This window comes from Aquirufa antheringensis, assembly GCF_004307425.1.
GTDB classification, from domain to species: Bacteria; Bacteroidota; Bacteroidia; order Cytophagales; family Spirosomataceae; genus Aquirufa; species Aquirufa antheringensis.
This window is the reverse complement of the sequence record NZ_SEWZ01000002.1, coordinates 315,944-330,615: the sequence shown is the minus strand read 5'-3', so window position 1 is coordinate 330,615 and position 14,672 is coordinate 315,944. Positions and strand designations below refer to the sequence as shown.

The 14,672-nt window shown below is 45.1% G+C and carries 9 protein-coding genes; all 9 read left to right on the top strand.

Annotation, left to right across the window (positions count from 1 at the left end; genetic code table 11):
* Genes EWU21_RS04365 through EWU21_RS04320 form a run of 9 tightly spaced genes read left to right on the top strand, consistent with a single transcriptional unit; the run spans position 1 to position 14,669 of the window.
* Positions 1 to 579 carry a hypothetical protein gene (locus EWU21_RS04365; RefSeq protein ID WP_130895591.1) on the top strand — a complete coding sequence of 193 codons (579 nt, stop codon included), beginning with the start codon at positions 1 to 3 and terminating at the stop codon, positions 577 to 579.
* Positions 579 to 2,795 (top strand): fibrinogen-like YCDxxxxGGGW domain-containing protein, encoded by a 2,217-nt coding sequence (locus EWU21_RS11305; protein ID WP_201738095.1) that lies wholly within the window; start codon positions 579 to 581, stop codon positions 2,793 to 2,795. The genes EWU21_RS04365 and EWU21_RS11305 overlap by 1 nt, the downstream gene beginning before the upstream one ends.
* A 9-nt stretch (positions 2,796 to 2,804) precedes the next feature.
* The gene (locus EWU21_RS04350) at positions 2,805 to 4,352 is read left to right on the top strand and encodes a tail fiber domain-containing protein (RefSeq protein WP_130895588.1); all 1,548 of its coding nucleotides are present in this window, start codon (positions 2,805 to 2,807) and stop codon (positions 4,350 to 4,352) included.
* Positions 4,349 to 6,208: a hypothetical protein gene (locus tag EWU21_RS04345; RefSeq protein WP_130895587.1), complete on the top strand. Its 1,860-nt coding sequence runs from the start codon at positions 4,349 to 4,351 to the stop codon at positions 6,206 to 6,208. Before EWU21_RS04350 ends, EWU21_RS04345 begins: the two co-directional genes overlap by 4 nt.
* 20 nt (positions 6,209 to 6,228) lie before the next feature.
* The gene (locus tag EWU21_RS04340; RefSeq protein WP_130895586.1) at positions 6,229 to 8,514 is read left to right on the top strand and encodes an O-antigen ligase family protein; all 2,286 of its coding nucleotides are present in this window, start codon (positions 6,229 to 6,231) and stop codon (positions 8,512 to 8,514) included.
* Between the two features lie 2 nt (positions 8,515 to 8,516).
* Positions 8,517 to 9,686 carry an OmpA family protein gene (locus EWU21_RS04335; protein ID WP_130895585.1) on the top strand — a complete coding sequence of 390 codons (1,170 nt, stop codon included), beginning with the start codon at positions 8,517 to 8,519 and terminating at the stop codon, positions 9,684 to 9,686.
* Between the two features lie 59 nt (positions 9,687 to 9,745).
* Positions 9,746 to 12,616, top strand: a complete 2,871-nt coding sequence (locus EWU21_RS04330; RefSeq protein WP_130895584.1) for an invasin domain 3-containing protein — start codon at positions 9,746 to 9,748, stop codon at positions 12,614 to 12,616.
* A complete protein-coding gene (locus EWU21_RS04325; protein ID WP_130895583.1) occupies positions 12,613 to 13,428 on the top strand; it encodes a sterol desaturase family protein in 816 nt (271 codons plus the stop codon). The genes EWU21_RS04330 and EWU21_RS04325 overlap by 4 nt, the downstream gene beginning before the upstream one ends.
* Positions 13,425 to 14,669, top strand: a complete 1,245-nt coding sequence (locus EWU21_RS04320) for a serine hydrolase domain-containing protein (protein WP_130895582.1) — start codon at positions 13,425 to 13,427, stop codon at positions 14,667 to 14,669. The genes EWU21_RS04325 and EWU21_RS04320 overlap by 4 nt, the downstream gene beginning before the upstream one ends.
* Positions 14,670 to 14,672 lie beyond the last annotated feature (3 nt).

The following is a 14,672-nucleotide window of genomic DNA, read 5'->3' as shown; positions in this document are numbered from 1 at the left end:
ATGAAAAAAATAGTTTTGTTTTTATTTGTTTCTCTTGGTGCACTTGCCCAAACCGGCATAGGCACCACCGCGCCCGCAGCTTCCGCAAAGTTAGAGGTCTATGCAACAAACAAAGGCTTTTTACCCCCTCGCATCGCTTTAACTGGGGCTGCTGATGCTTCCACAATTGCATCTCCTGTAGCCGGCTTGTTAATCTACAACACAGCTACCGCAGGAACTGCCCCTAGCAATGTCGTCCCTGGCTATTATTATTGGAACGGAACAGCTTGGATACAATTAACAGGTGGATTAGTAATCGATGCGAGTAAAGGGGCCAGTTTTTCAGTCACTGCGGCGGACAATAATAAATTGTTTTTGATCAGCTCTTCTACGGCCGTTACGGTCACAATTCCTAATACCTTACCCGTCGGTTTTTCATGCCAATTTATCCAAACAGGGTCAGGTACAATTACATTAGCCGGTTCTGGTTTTACCCTAAATTCTGCGAATGGCTTAACGAGTCGTTCCATCAATAGTGCCATAGGTTTAGTGATGAGCACATCTACGTCTGGCTATGTTTTTGGCGATACCATGAACTAATGAAAAAGATTTTCGCGTCCTTTCTAGTACTCATTTCTTTCACTTTGCCCGCGCAATTGATGGTGAAAAACCTGGCCCTACGTAAGCCGGTGATCCCTAATACCTATATATTTCCGTACAAAGGGGAAATCCAACAATTTGTAGTACCAAATCGGGTCACCAGTATTCAGGTGAATGCAATAGGGGCCAAAGGGGGTACAGGTGCCGGTGGAATGGCCGGAGGAGCAGGAGCCAATATCACTTCAACACTCAACGTTACACCAGGTCAAATTCTCTACATTGTCGTTGGCGGCGCACCAGGGCAATCGCATATCGCAAAATATGGATTTGCGGGTAATGGAGGTAATGCAGATGCTGCAAGCGGGTATGGTGGGGCAGGCGGTGGGTTATCGGGGGTGTTTTCTTCTAGTACGCCTTCTAATTCCAACGCATTGATCGTCGCCGGTGGAGGCGGAGGCGGATCTGGAACCGGAGGAACAACAGGATACACGGGAGGAGCTGCGTTAAATGCTGTTTCGGGTACTGCTGCAAATGGACTTGGGGGTACAGGTTGGCCCGTCTCTGGACGGAATCAATTTGGCTATGGAGCGTCCACGACAGCTGCAGGAGTAGGCGGCTATGCATTTGATAATGCACCAGCTCAACACGGCTTAGATGGAAATAATATTAATGGGGGTGCTGGAGGACCGGGTACCATTTGGCAAGGAGCAGGTGGTGGCGGTGGAGGGTTCTTTGGTGGCGGCGGTGGTGCAGGCGGTGGTGGCGCTAATGGCGGCGGCGGTGGCGGATCTACGAAAACAACCTCTGGCCATAATTCCTTTGGAACCCCTAATACCACTGGAGATGGAAGCGTATCCATTACGTGTTTATCAAATTCCAGCTTAGTATTGCATCTGGATGCCGGAAATCCTGCAAGCTACAGCGGATCAGGAACGACTTGGAGCGATTTGTCTGGAAATGAATCTCATGTAACATTGACAAATACGACATTTAATTCAGCTAATGGTGGCTCGATTGCTTTCAATGGAACTTCTAGTTATGCTGATTTTACGGCTAATATTGGTGTCACTAACGTTGTGACTGTTGAAATGTGGGTGAAAACAAATTCTTTGAAAGCCCCTGGCGGAGCCATGTATTTTGGTTTTGGTTTGTATGACGCTTGGACTGTTAACGGAAATATTGGTTTCAATACGGCTAGTGGAGATCAGTTTGGATTTTCAAGTGCTAAAGTCGATTATTTAGGAATTCAGGGGAATTGGAGGCATCTCGTTTTTGTTATGAATGCGGGATCAAAAACAAATAATAAAATATATGTAAATGGAGAGAGCCAAGCCCTCGAGCAGCTTGCAGGTGTATTTAGCACAATTAATTCAAATTTTAATTCAGGTATCGGAAGAATTGCCTGTTGGAAAAATGACTTGAATTGGTTGATGAATCTACAGGTGGCCAGTTTTAAGATATACAATAGAGAATTAACAATACAAGAGATTACTAATAATTTTAATACGAGCAAAACCCGTTTTTATGCAGAGAAAGACGGGTTGAGTCCAAACACTGCTTCTTCAAGCGCTTATCAAATCAAGCAGGATTATCCTAACTCGCCTGATGGCTTATATTGGATCAAAAATGCCAATATTAATGGTGGTAGTCCCATTAAAATATATGCCGATATGACGACCGATGGCGGAGGCTGGACTTTAATTATGAAAAACTCGTCTTATGTCGGTTGGACGTATGCAAATGCTATAAATTATAATTCCACCATCCCCTTTACCTCTCCTGATGACGTTCTTAGTAAAATAACCCAAAATTATTCAATTTTAGCCTGGGCTGATTACATTAAAAGAAGCCCTAGTGGGTTTCAGTACATGATTGACGCTTCCACTAGAAAAAGTTTTGGAGGAATATGGACAGCAAATGGGAATTATAGTTTTGTCAGTACGAGCAATACTCAAACGGATGTAGTGTTAAATACAAAATTTGGAAGTTGGACATATGAACCTGAACAAGGTATTGCACAACGAATGCCATGGTATAGTAGCACTGCTGGAGGAGGAGATGGTCTCATAACAACTGACGATGGGACGGTAAACTGGTGGGGGACTTTAATTTCTAAAAGAAATGCTTATTCGCCTTCACCTTGGATTGCAGAGGCTGCAGTTGGTGGGACGGCTACGTCTGCAAACCCCGGCATCATTTGGTATTGGGTTCGTTAAATTTGTAATATGAAAAAGATTTTATTTCTCTTCTTGATCTCAGGGAGTGTTTTTGCTCAGACAGGTATTGGCACTACCACGCCTAATGCATCAGCAAAACTAGATGTTACCTCTTCAAATAAAGGTTTTTTACCACCACGAGTGGCACTAACTTCAACGAGTGTATTTGCCCCCGTAACAGGATTATCTGGCTCTACTGCGCTAGCTTCTGCTGCAGGATTATTAGTGTATAATACCACTTCGAATGGAGAGGTAAGCCCTGGTTTCTATTATTGGAGTGGAACTGCTTGGATTCGTTTGACAATACCCTCTGATAATGCGGCTAATGTGACTGGAACGGTCGCTGTTGCGAATGGAGGAACAGGAACCACGACCGGTTCCATTACGGGCTCAGGGGCTCTTACTTTCTCGGCAGGTGGAACTAATCAAAATATTATTTTAAACCCTAGTGGGACTGGTTACACCCTTTTGAACAACAGTGTTGGCTTAGGGACTAATACCCCTGTAGATCGATTAGATGTGCGAAGTGCTATGAGTCTCAATGAAATTAAATTTCGGAATCTTGACGGTGGTGACGATACAGATCCCTATCGTTTAAGAAAAACGCAAACATCTTCAAATATAAATGAATTGCAACTTCATTTGAATGATGACTCCTCAGAACGTTTTGCCATTTATGGAAACTCTTGTGCATCACCCGGAGGATGTGGAGAATACAGTTCGGTACTATATCATTATTTTCGATCAGATGGGAATGCCTACCATGCTGGTAATGTAGGAATTGGTACCACCTCACCGTCTGCCCCTTTGCATGTGGCCACCTCCGTTTCACAATATGTCAGTGTTTATGGCTATTTAAACCAAAATCAAGCGCAAGGGGCTTATACGGCCAATACAAATGTCTATTATTCTATCATGGCTGATCAAAGAATCCGTTGCCCTGAGTTCAATGCCATTTCAGATGTTAGAATTAAAAAGGATATTTTGAAATTGAATACGGGAAATTCCTTAAGCGAATTGAATAAACTTCAAGTCGTCAATTATGCCTACATCGATCAATTAGCGAATGGAAGTAAAACCAAAACAGGATTTATTGCGCAAGAGGTAGAGCAGGTTAATCCGCGATTTGTGAATCAGTCCACCGACTATATCCCGTCTGTATTTGCTTTAGCAAAATCTGTTTCGGTTGAGCAGGATGCATTGAAAATTTCTACAGAAAAGCCTCATGATTTTGCCAAAGGTGATCAAGTCAAGTTTTTTGCTCAGGGCAATAAAGAAATCATTTTGACTGTTGAATCCATTACTGATTCACATACTTTCACTATTAAAGGATGGACTGAAGCAACAGACAATGTATTCATCTATGGAAAGAAAATAAGCGATTTTAGAGCGATCGATTTTGACCAAATCACCGCCTTAAGCGTAGGCGCTATTCAAGAACTAAGCAAACAAATGGATAGCCTAAAACTTGAAAATGAAAAATTAAATAAAGAAGTTCAGGCAAAACAAGCGGACTTTGAAAACCGTCTAAAAGCCATAGAATTGAAGCTTAAATGATACGAATAATTTTCCTTTTCCTATTTATTTCAACCGGTCTTTTTGCCCAAACCGGCATAGGCACCACTACGCCTCATGCTTCGGCAAAATTGGATGTAAGTTCAACCAACAAAGGCTTTTTGCCACCGCGTGTCACCTTAACTAGTACCACAGATGCTTCAACAATTGCCTCTCCGGCGGAGGGACTTTTGGTGTATAATCTAGGTTCTGTAGGATTGCAAGCAGGTTATTATTATTGGAATGGGGCAAACTGGGCAACGATTGCGACGGCGACTTCGGCTGGGAATGGGGTGACGGCATCTGATATGGTAAAAATATATGATGGTCTGGGGAATGCAGCCACAATTAATACGACCGGGGCTACTTTTTCAGTGACAACTTCCGGCAAATATGCATTTGATTTTTCCACGAGCGCGACTTGTGGTAACTGTGTCGTTACGCTTAATTTTCAAGTGAGAGATGGTTCAAATAGTAATGCTGTGATTGGTTCAGATATGCAAACTAGTTATAGTAATAATGTGCATGCAGAATATAATGGTAAAGTAGAAACAAACCTCATAGCGGGTAGATCTTATAATGTATTAGTGACTGCATCAAGTGGTGCTATTTACAGTAATGATTATACGAGAGTGTATATGAAACAAGTTGCGGGTAATTTACCCGTTACAGGCCAAAGCGTGGATTACGTCTCTGTAAGTACTATTTACCAAACGGCTGTGGGAGTTAACAAAGATTTAATTTTTACTTCAAATAATGGCGGCACTATTCCTTACAATACTTCAACAGGTGTTTTTTCCTTGTCGGCAAATAAAACATATTTATTCCAGGCTCAGGTAAGAGCAAATACACCCTCAGCTGATGCAAATTATATTGAATACGGTTTTGTAGATGCTACCACAAATGCTTTATTAGTGGACGGAACGCAAACCATAACATCTTCCACTACATCTACTGCAGGATACGGTTCCAATCCTGTTATTAATTTCATCTATACTCCAGCAACAAATCAAACTGTTAAGTTAAGAACAATAGGTACTACTAGAGGTACACAGCTTGTTATCTCCGGAACTGCTAACATTACACAAATCGGATCATCAGCGATCATAAATCCTTGGACACTTTCTGGTACGAATACTTCCAATACAACAGGAAAAGTGGGAATAGGTACCTCTTCGCCTGATGCCTCCTCCATACTTGATATTACGTCTACAAGTAAGGGGTTGTTACCACCCCGTGTGGCTTTAACTGCAAAGAGTGGAACTGTTACCCCAATAGCGTCACCCATAACCGGACTAATCGTTTACAATACGGCATCAGCGGGTACAGGTGGAGATGCTGTAACTCCTGGATATTATTATTTTAAAGGGACAATTTGGACTAGAATGGATCCTGAGGGGTGGTCGACAGGAGTGCCAATTACATTAGGTGCGATAACTACTGCCCCTACAAAAGGAACTACCAGTATAGATTATGTCCGGTACAGAAACGTAGGGGGGAAGGAATATGAAGTAGAATACAATATTTTGTTTACAAGCGTTGGTACTGCGGGTAGTGGCGATTATTTATTTACATTGCCTGGTGGTTTGCAGTTTGATTTTACATCTCCTGGTCTAATCGCTTATACTGGTGCTAGTGGATATAACGCGATGAAGAATAGAATTGCGAGTTCTTTTGGCGATTTAATCGTAAGTGGGTTTCATAGTTCAAGTGAAGCTATACCCTATAATGCGACACAGTTCAGAATTATGAACAATAACTGGGGGAATAATACTTGGCTTATGCATGGGCCATCAAATTATGCTATGTCTGATAGTACATTTGGCATGAAAATGATTTTCCGTTTTAAGGCACTTTAATAATTTCTTAAATTTACCCCATGAAACCCACCCTATCCTCTTTCATCGCCATCATAGCCAGCGTCCTCTACCTGGCCGTCTATTTCATCCCAGACATGGGTGGATCCGATGTGATGGGTGCGCAGTGGTTGTATTCGAGCAGCTTGAGTTTAGGAATTTTGGCCTTCATCGGTGTACGGTTTAAAGTCTACGAAGAGGCGATAAAACAGGTGCTTTTATACAAGTTTACGTGGGTGTTTTCGCTGTTGGTTTTTTGGGCGATTGGGTCGTATGTGTATGCGATTAATCCCACGGAGACGCTGGTGACTTTGGCCCGATTGATTACCACCTATTTCGTCTTTTTGAATCTCTCGATTCTCTATTATAATCAAGATCGCGCGTTTCTGTTTACGGGGATTGCCTATGCGATTACGGCCTTTTTGTTCTTCGATGCCATCTATGTGATCAAGGGTTTCAGCGCGAATTTGCGCACGATGGATTTAGACGCAGCCATCCTTGGTTTGAATAAATACCACGGGAATAAGAACGTGACGGCGGCGACGCTGTTGATATTGATTCCGTTTGCGATGTATATCATTATGTCTGCCAAATGGCTGGGCAAAATCGCCGGAATCATTGCCCTATTTTTAGGGATTTTTGGTCTGTTTTTATTGAACACGCGTTCCACTTATGTGGGCTTTGCGTTGATCTTTTTCTTGTTTTTCAGTGGACTTATTTGGAAGAAAAGAGCGGCTTTAAAACCAGCGCTTCTTTTCGTTTTATTGCCGGCGGTCTTAGCGATTTTCGCGTCGAACATGCGCTTGAAACTCGCGGTGGCTGGGCAAGAAAATGCGGGCGGTTATGGAACCGTAACGAAGCGTATCGGAGACATCAATATCGCTAGCGAACAGAATTCCCGTATTCACTTATGGGGAACAGCTGCAGATTATGCACTTCACAATCCCATCCTAGGTGCCGGTTATGGTAACTGGAAATTAGCCTCGATTCCGTACGAGCGCGACAGGGCGAACGAGTTATTTGTGCCATATCACGCGCACAATGATTTCATTGAAATGTTTGCGGATTTAGGTCTGGTGGGCGGACTTTGTTTTGCTGGATTGTTCCTGCTTTTGCTCTATTATACGGTTCATTTTTTAGCCCAAAAACGGGGTGACGAACTCATGGTCATCATCGCCTTTTTAGCCGTTACCTGCTACGGCATCGATGCGCTTTTAAACTTCCCGGCAGAACGCACAGCGATGCAAACGATGCTGTCGCTGGCGGCGGCGTTGGTGTTGATTCCTTTGGACAAAACCTCCCAAAACCTACGCGCGCTTCCCTTCATTTACCTCATCGCGGGAGCCGCTCTTTTAATCCCAGCGATCTACATCGCGAACGAAACGTTTGAGTCCTTGAAGATCCAAAAATTCGTGATGGGCGAAGTAAACGCGGACCCTAAAATGGCGACCATTGAGGTGGAAAAGCTTCCAGATATTCCGAACTTGTCTTCGTCCACTTTACCGATGAAAGCCATGTTATCTCGCTACTACATCCGGGACAAACGTTTTGATGACGCGTTGCGCGTATTGAAGGAGAGTGAAAACGACAACCCTTTCTTGCACTATAACGACTTTTTGCGTACTTCCATTTATGCCTCGTTGAACAAAATGGATTCGGCTCATTTCTATGCCAAACGTGCCTTTGATGCTTGGCCGCGCGCGTCTAGTTATTACAAGAATATGATTTTTACGTCGGCTAAACTCAAGGATACGAATGAGATCAAGCGGGCGTTGCAGGTTTCTTTGGACGTACACAACGACAACGCCTTAACGTGGAATCAATACTTGCTAGGCATGTTCGAAGTGAAGCAAGGGGCAGACAAAAACTTACTGGCGCAACTAGAAACTACGCTGAAGAAATTCCCAGCGGACACCGCGATTCTGAATCCGACCAAGAACATGTTGCGCGGAGGCAACCGCGATTTACGAGGCTTAACAGCAAAAGGGAATGCCCTATTTGTAAAAGGGAAATACGTGCAAGCGGCTACCATCTATAAGGAACTTTCACAACTGGATCCGGGCAACTTCTCCCATCTAGAAAACGTAGGTATCTGCTATTATGCGGGTCGCAAATTCTCAGAAAGTTTGTTCTATTTTGCCAAATCCGAACAACACCCCGGAAACAATACCGGAAAATCGGCGTACTTTGCGGGTATGTCTCAGCTGTCCACTGGCAAGAAAGCAGACGCCTGTGCTAGTTTTAACCGATCGCAAGCAAAGGGCTACCCAGACGCAGCTGCAGCGATTGCGCAGCATTGTAAAAAATAATTATGAAGAAAATCTTACTATTTCTCTTGTTCCTGAGTGGTACCATCGTAGCACAAGAAAACGATAAATCACTAGTCATCATTGGCGGTCCCACCGATTTGTGGACCAATAACCGGGGGACGGGAAAGGATGAATTTAATGCTTTCACGAACTTAGGATTGCAATTCTCGAAGCGCAAATCGGCGAACATGGATGTGGTTTATACGTCTTTGGCCGGGTTTAAAGGTGATTTCTTCAGTCCCGGGAGCTGGAACAACAAATTCATCACCACTGGAGCAAACATGCGTTATTTTCTAATTCCGCGTAAAAAAACCTCCGTATTCAATCCCTTTTTCCAAATAGGCGCAGAAGCTTTCGCACGCCGCGACTACGGTTTTCCGGGAAATGCGTATGAAGTAAGTGCTTTAGGTGGTGTAGGATTAGATCTAAAATTATCGAGAGATTTCTCCATTATCGTTCAATCGAATTTAGCCATCCCGATGGCGCAAGCGACAGATGCGGGAGTAAAAGTAGCTTCTGTACGTGGATCGAATAACAGTACTTCTTTCGGACTTGTCTACCATTTCGGTTGGAAAGCGGCGAAGAAGAAGGCAGAGGAAGAGGCAGCCATTGCGGCAGCGAAAGCAGCGGAAGAAGCAGCGGCGAAAGCGGCGGCGGAGGCAGCAGAGCAAGATCGAATTGCACGCGAGACGGCAGCTAAAAAAGCGGCAGCTGACGCGAAAGAAAAGGCAGAGGCTTTGGCAAAAGCAGAAGCAGAAGCGAAAGCAAAAGCGGAGGCCATCGCGAAAGCGGAGGCAGAAGTGAAGGCTGCGGCTCAGTTGAAAGCAGATCAAGAGGCGATGGCGGAAACGACCATTTTATACTTGAATAACCAGTGGGAGTTGACGGCGGAATCGCAAGAAAAATTAAAAGTGGTAGCTTCAGCCTTGACGGCTCGTCCGGAAATTAATGTGCGCATTGATGGTCACTCGGATGCTTTTGGTACCTCGAAAAATAACTTAAAGGCATCTCGCTTTAGAGCGCAAGGAGCGGCGAAATTCCTAGTAAAAAGCGGAATTGCCCCTTCTCGATTAAAGGTAAATGCCTACGGAGAAGACAAGCCTATCGCATCGAATAAAACGAAGGCGGGAATGGCACAGAATCGACGCATTGAAATTAGAATTATCAAATAATAAATTTCAATTTTTAAAGGCTATATTTAGACTTTAAAATCAAAATTGAAATCTATTATATGGGATCATCTAGCACAAACTATTACTTTAGGGTATGGGGCTGGATGATCCTATTTTTTTGTTCCGCGTTCAGCGGCACTGCGCAATGCAACGTAAATGATCCCTACGATAAAATTATAAGTGGCTACCACGCCTCCGTGGCGATCAAGAGTACAGGAGAATACTCCATCTGGGGAGCGAATATGGCGCCCACAGGTTTACTAGGACAATTAAATCCATTAGAAATTAATGGAACGAATTATTCCGGGATATCAGGAACCATCTACAAAGCGGGTATCGGAGGGACTAACACCGGGGCGTCTATTGACCAAGCCGTTGTCTTAACCTCGACTGGATTATTTGCCTGGGGCGCAGTAGGATCACTATTTAACCCATCACTCACCACTTCCGCCGGGGTTGCCCAAATCACGCCTCCCAGTGGCTCTTCACCTATCGGTTTGCCTATTGGATTAGAACCGCAAGATGTAAAAATGCTTTTTGCCGTTTACAGAACCTTGGTATTATTAAGCAAGGCTGGCGATGTGTATGTATTAGGTTATCTGTCTGGAGCGTTGGATGGGAATGGTGCCGTGCAAGGTACCACCGGGATGAATAGCTGGCAACGCGTGAAGATAGACGCGACGACCTATTTAACCGGTGTGAAAAATGTGCGGGGGCAATCTGCCCGGGCGAATTACAATGCCTTCGTGGCGGAAACGAACGATGGTAAAATGTACACATGGGGAGCCTCAACCTTTTTAGGGGACGGCACTGGATCCGCTTATCGCTCGTATGCCACAGAGATGACGCTGCCGGACGATGTGAAAACGAAGGGAATCAAAATGATCGGTGTCACCGGTGGAATATCTGGCGGTAGCTCGTATAATACCTATTATGTCTTGAGTAATTCGGGGAACCTCTACGCGATGGGGGACAATAAAAATTACCAATGCGGCGCCTTTACGCGGGATTTAGTTCACTTGAATTGGGTTCAAGCCCAAAAATCTTCCGCCCCCAATGACTTCCTCACGAACGTCATTTTTGTGACCGTTCAGGAGCACAGTAATTCCGTTCCGGCAGCTTCGGCCATCACGAAGGCGGGCGATTTATACTCCTGGGGTTTCAATGCCCGCAATATGTTAGGGAGGCCCATAGAGAACGGTTCCTATGATCCCGGTCTGGCAGGTGGATTTAATCAAGGAACTGATAAAGCACTCTTTGCGGAAATGGGGGGTCATACGCTGTTATATGTGAAGGAAGGCAGTTCGAAATTCTGCTATGTAGGCCACCGGATAAACGGATCTATGGGAGATGGAACGTCGTTTGATGCCAAAGAACCTATCTTTAACTGCGACCAAACCCCCACCATCGACCTCTGCGGAGCTGTACCGAATGTTTCCGATTCGACAACCTCGACCATCAATGCAAGTCCTAAAATCATTAAGGCAAACAACAAGGATTATTCCACGATCTTCGTACAATTAAAAGATTTTAAAGGGAACAATCTGAAAGGGAATGGAGGCTTAGTAACGATCTCTTCTACCTTGGGAACGGTTTCAGCTGTGGTGAATAATAATGACGGAACCTATACCGCCATTTTAACGGGTGGCATCACGGCGGGTACGGCTATCATCAGCTTCACGATTAATGGATCGAATGCCGTCCAGAAGGACTCGGTGACGATATTGCCCTATCTTTGGCCTGGTGAAATTGCCTCTGACCAATCCCTCTGCTACCCGGCTAAACCCTCGCCATTAACGTCTAAAACAGATGCCTACGGCGTCCCTAGGCCGATTACGTATGTTTGGCAAGCAAGTACGGACAACATTTCATTCACGCAGATTCCTGGAGCCACCGCTAAAACCTACACGCCACCGCTTTCGAAAACGGTTTATTATTACCGCCGCGGGGCTCGTTCATCGCTGGATAGTTTGGAATTCACGAATGCTGTTGTCATTCGAACCGAAGAAATTGCGGGCGGAAAATTAACCGGAACGGGGACCTTCTGCGGGGATAAGAATAGTCAACCAATGAAGCTGAGCGGGCACATCGGGACGATTGCGAAATGGCAATCGGCAGATACGCCGGATTTCTTAGTGGGGGTGGCGGACATCGCGAATACGGATTCCAGTTATACGGCCACGAATTTGCCTAACACGAAATATTTCCGCGCCGTGATCACGCAACCCGTTTGCGGAACGGCCTATAGTTCCGGAACAGTGGTTGTGATTAACCCGATTCCAGTCATTACGTTTGTGCCTAATCCGGCGGAAGTAGTTCGCTGGTCTAGTTTGACCATAACAGCTTCAGGCGCGGATCGCTTTGCTTGGTCGCCGCGCTATGGTCTTTCGGCGGTGGACAAAGCGGTGGTGATTGCGAACCCGATTAAGACGTCAACCTATTCCATTAAAGGAACCAATAACACGGGTTGCAATAGCACGACTTCCCTTACGGTGACGGTTTTATCAGCCGGAACCTTGGATACGGATGGTGATGGAATTTATGATGAGGACGAGGAAAATCCCTTGAAATACAAGCCGGATTGCGATGGCGATGGGATCGAAAATCGCTTAGATCCGGATCCTTGTCCGTTCTTCGAGCCCCAAGGAATTTCGCCTAATGGGGATGGGAAAAATGATGTGTTAGTCTTTGAAGGCCTATTAACAAAGCCGATTCCGAACCATATTTCAATCTTTGATCGGGTAGGAAGTTTAGTATATGAGACGGATAATTACCAAAACAATTGGGCCGGCGAAACATCCAAGGGTACTTCTTTGTTTGAGAAAACGGGTTCAGTTCCAGACGGAACCTACTATTATATTTTGGACTTTTATGACAAAAGACCGACCGTGAAAAACTTTGTATATGTCTTACGTAACATTAAAAAATGATGATTGAATCGTATTTTGCTACCATCCCTAGTGCGCACCGCGGCTTGATTTTAGCTGGCGGAATTATGTTGTTTTGGTTGATCGAAACCGGGATTCCCTTAGTGAATTTCAAAGGGAATAAGTGGGCTCACGCGAAGCTAAACCTCTTTTTGACCTTCACCACCATTGCGATTAATTTCCCGTTTGCGGTGCTATTAGTGATGGCGAGCGACTGGACGACTGAAGCGAACTTTGGCATTTTGCACTGGTTTGCGATGCCTAGCTGGGCCTTTTTAATCGTGGGATTATTATTGATGGACTTAGTGGGAGCCTATTTAGTGCATTTGATCGAGCACAAGATTAAGGTGCTGTGGAAGTTCCACATGGTGCACCACGCGGACACGCAGGTGGACACGACTACGGCGAATCGCCACCATCCGGGCGAGAGCGTGATTCGTGCGGTCTTCGCCATTTTAGCGATTTTGGTGTGTGGAGCGCCTATGTGGATCGTGTTTTTGTACCAAAGCCTCAGCGTCGTACTTTCCCAATTCAATCACGCGAATATCCGTCTGCCGCTTTGGCTAGACACGGCCCTTTCTTATGTGATCATTTCGCCTAATATGCACAAGGTACACCACCACTTCGAGCGCCCACAAACGGACTCGAACTACGGTAACATTTTCGCGTTTTGGGATCGTCTTTTCGGCACGTTTGACGCCACACCGATGGACAAAATTACGTATGGTTTAGACGTGTTAGAAAACGACAAAGACCAATCTTTTGCTTACCAATTAAATCTTCCCTTTAACCAGAATATCAAAACAGACGAATGAAAAAACTCCTAATCCTCTTCTTGCTCCCGCTATCCTTAGCGGCGCAAGTGTTGTCGCCAGTGGTGCAGCCCACGGCAGATTTTGATGCGAAAAAATTAGAATCCATTGACGCCTTAGTGAAATCCTATGTGGAGAAAAACCACTTAGTAGGAGCGGTTACCTTGATCGTGAAGAACAATCAACTCGTGCATTACAAGGGCCATGGCTACGCGGATTTGGCCAGTAAAAAACCGATGCCGGCTGACGCGATCTTCCGCATCATGTCACAGACCAAAGCCTTAACCAGCTTAGGTATCTTGCAACTTTTCGAACAAGGCAAATTGCGCTTAGACCAACCGATTTCAGACTTCCTTCCGTCCTTCAAATCACCGCGCGTCTTGAAGGATTTCAATGCCGCAGACACGAGCTATACTTCGGAACCGGCGAAACGCGAGATCACTTTCCGCGACCTATTAACGCACTCTTCGGGCTTAGACTATGCGGGAATTGGATCCGATAAGATGAAGGCGATTTACGCGAAAGCCGGCGTCCCATCTGGCCTAGGCGACAACGGAACCACTTTATTGCAGGCGATCACAAAATTAGGTACCCTGCCTTTAATCCACAATCCAGGTGAAAAATTCACCTACGGTTTGAACACGGATGTGTTAGGCTGTTTGATCGAGGTAATCAGTGGAGAGACTTTGGAAGCCTATTTAACAAACCATATCTTCATCCCATTAGGCATGAAAGATACCTATTTCAATTTGCCAGCAGATAAGGGATCGCGCCTGCCCACCGTGTACACGGAAAACGAAAAGAACGAAATCATCACCTGGTCACCCACTTTCCGCGGCATTAACCCGAACTATCCCTTATTCAAGAAGACCTTCTTCTCAGGTGGCGCTGGCCTTTCGTCTACGGCATTTGACTATGCGATTTTCTTGCAATGCATCCTGAATGGCGGTAAATACAACGGAAAGCAGATCATTGGACGCCGTACCGCAGAATTGATGGTGAGCCCGAACTTCAATTTAGGCAATGATGATTATGGTTTAGGGTTCCAAATCACCGGCGAAAAAACCGCTAACCGCAAGATGCGCAACAAAGGTTCCTTCGCTTGGGGCGGCTACTACGGCACGACCTATTGGGCAGACCCGAAAGAGAAAATGATCGTGTTAATCATGTCACAACACACGCCAAACTCCCACGGTGATTACCAAGAAAAAATAGAAAACATTATTTACGGTGCATTGAAATAAAAG

Excerpts from the sequence above, each read along its gene's own strand:
- EWU21_RS04365 (WP_130895591.1), top strand. The coding sequence starts at position 1 with ATGAAAAAAATAGTTTTGTTTTTATTTGTTTCTCTTGGTGCACTTGCC.
- EWU21_RS11305 (WP_201738095.1), top strand. The coding sequence starts at position 579 with ATGAAAAAGATTTTCGCGTCCTTTCTAGTACTCATTTCTTTCACTTTG.
- EWU21_RS04350 (WP_130895588.1), top strand. The coding sequence starts at position 2,805 with ATGAAAAAGATTTTATTTCTCTTCTTGATCTCAGGGAGTGTTTTTGCT.
- EWU21_RS04345 (WP_130895587.1), top strand. The coding sequence starts at position 4,349 with ATGATACGAATAATTTTCCTTTTCCTATTTATTTCAACCGGTCTTTTT.
- EWU21_RS04340 (WP_130895586.1), top strand. The coding sequence starts at position 6,229 with ATGAAACCCACCCTATCCTCTTTCATCGCCATCATAGCCAGCGTCCTC.
- EWU21_RS04335 (WP_130895585.1), top strand. The coding sequence starts at position 8,517 with ATGAAGAAAATCTTACTATTTCTCTTGTTCCTGAGTGGTACCATCGTA.
- EWU21_RS04330 (WP_130895584.1), top strand. The coding sequence starts at position 9,746 with ATGGGATCATCTAGCACAAACTATTACTTTAGGGTATGGGGCTGGATG.
- EWU21_RS04325 (WP_130895583.1), top strand. The coding sequence starts at position 12,613 with ATGATGATTGAATCGTATTTTGCTACCATCCCTAGTGCGCACCGCGGC.
- EWU21_RS04320 (WP_130895582.1), top strand. The coding sequence starts at position 13,425 with ATGAAAAAACTCCTAATCCTCTTCTTGCTCCCGCTATCCTTAGCGGCG.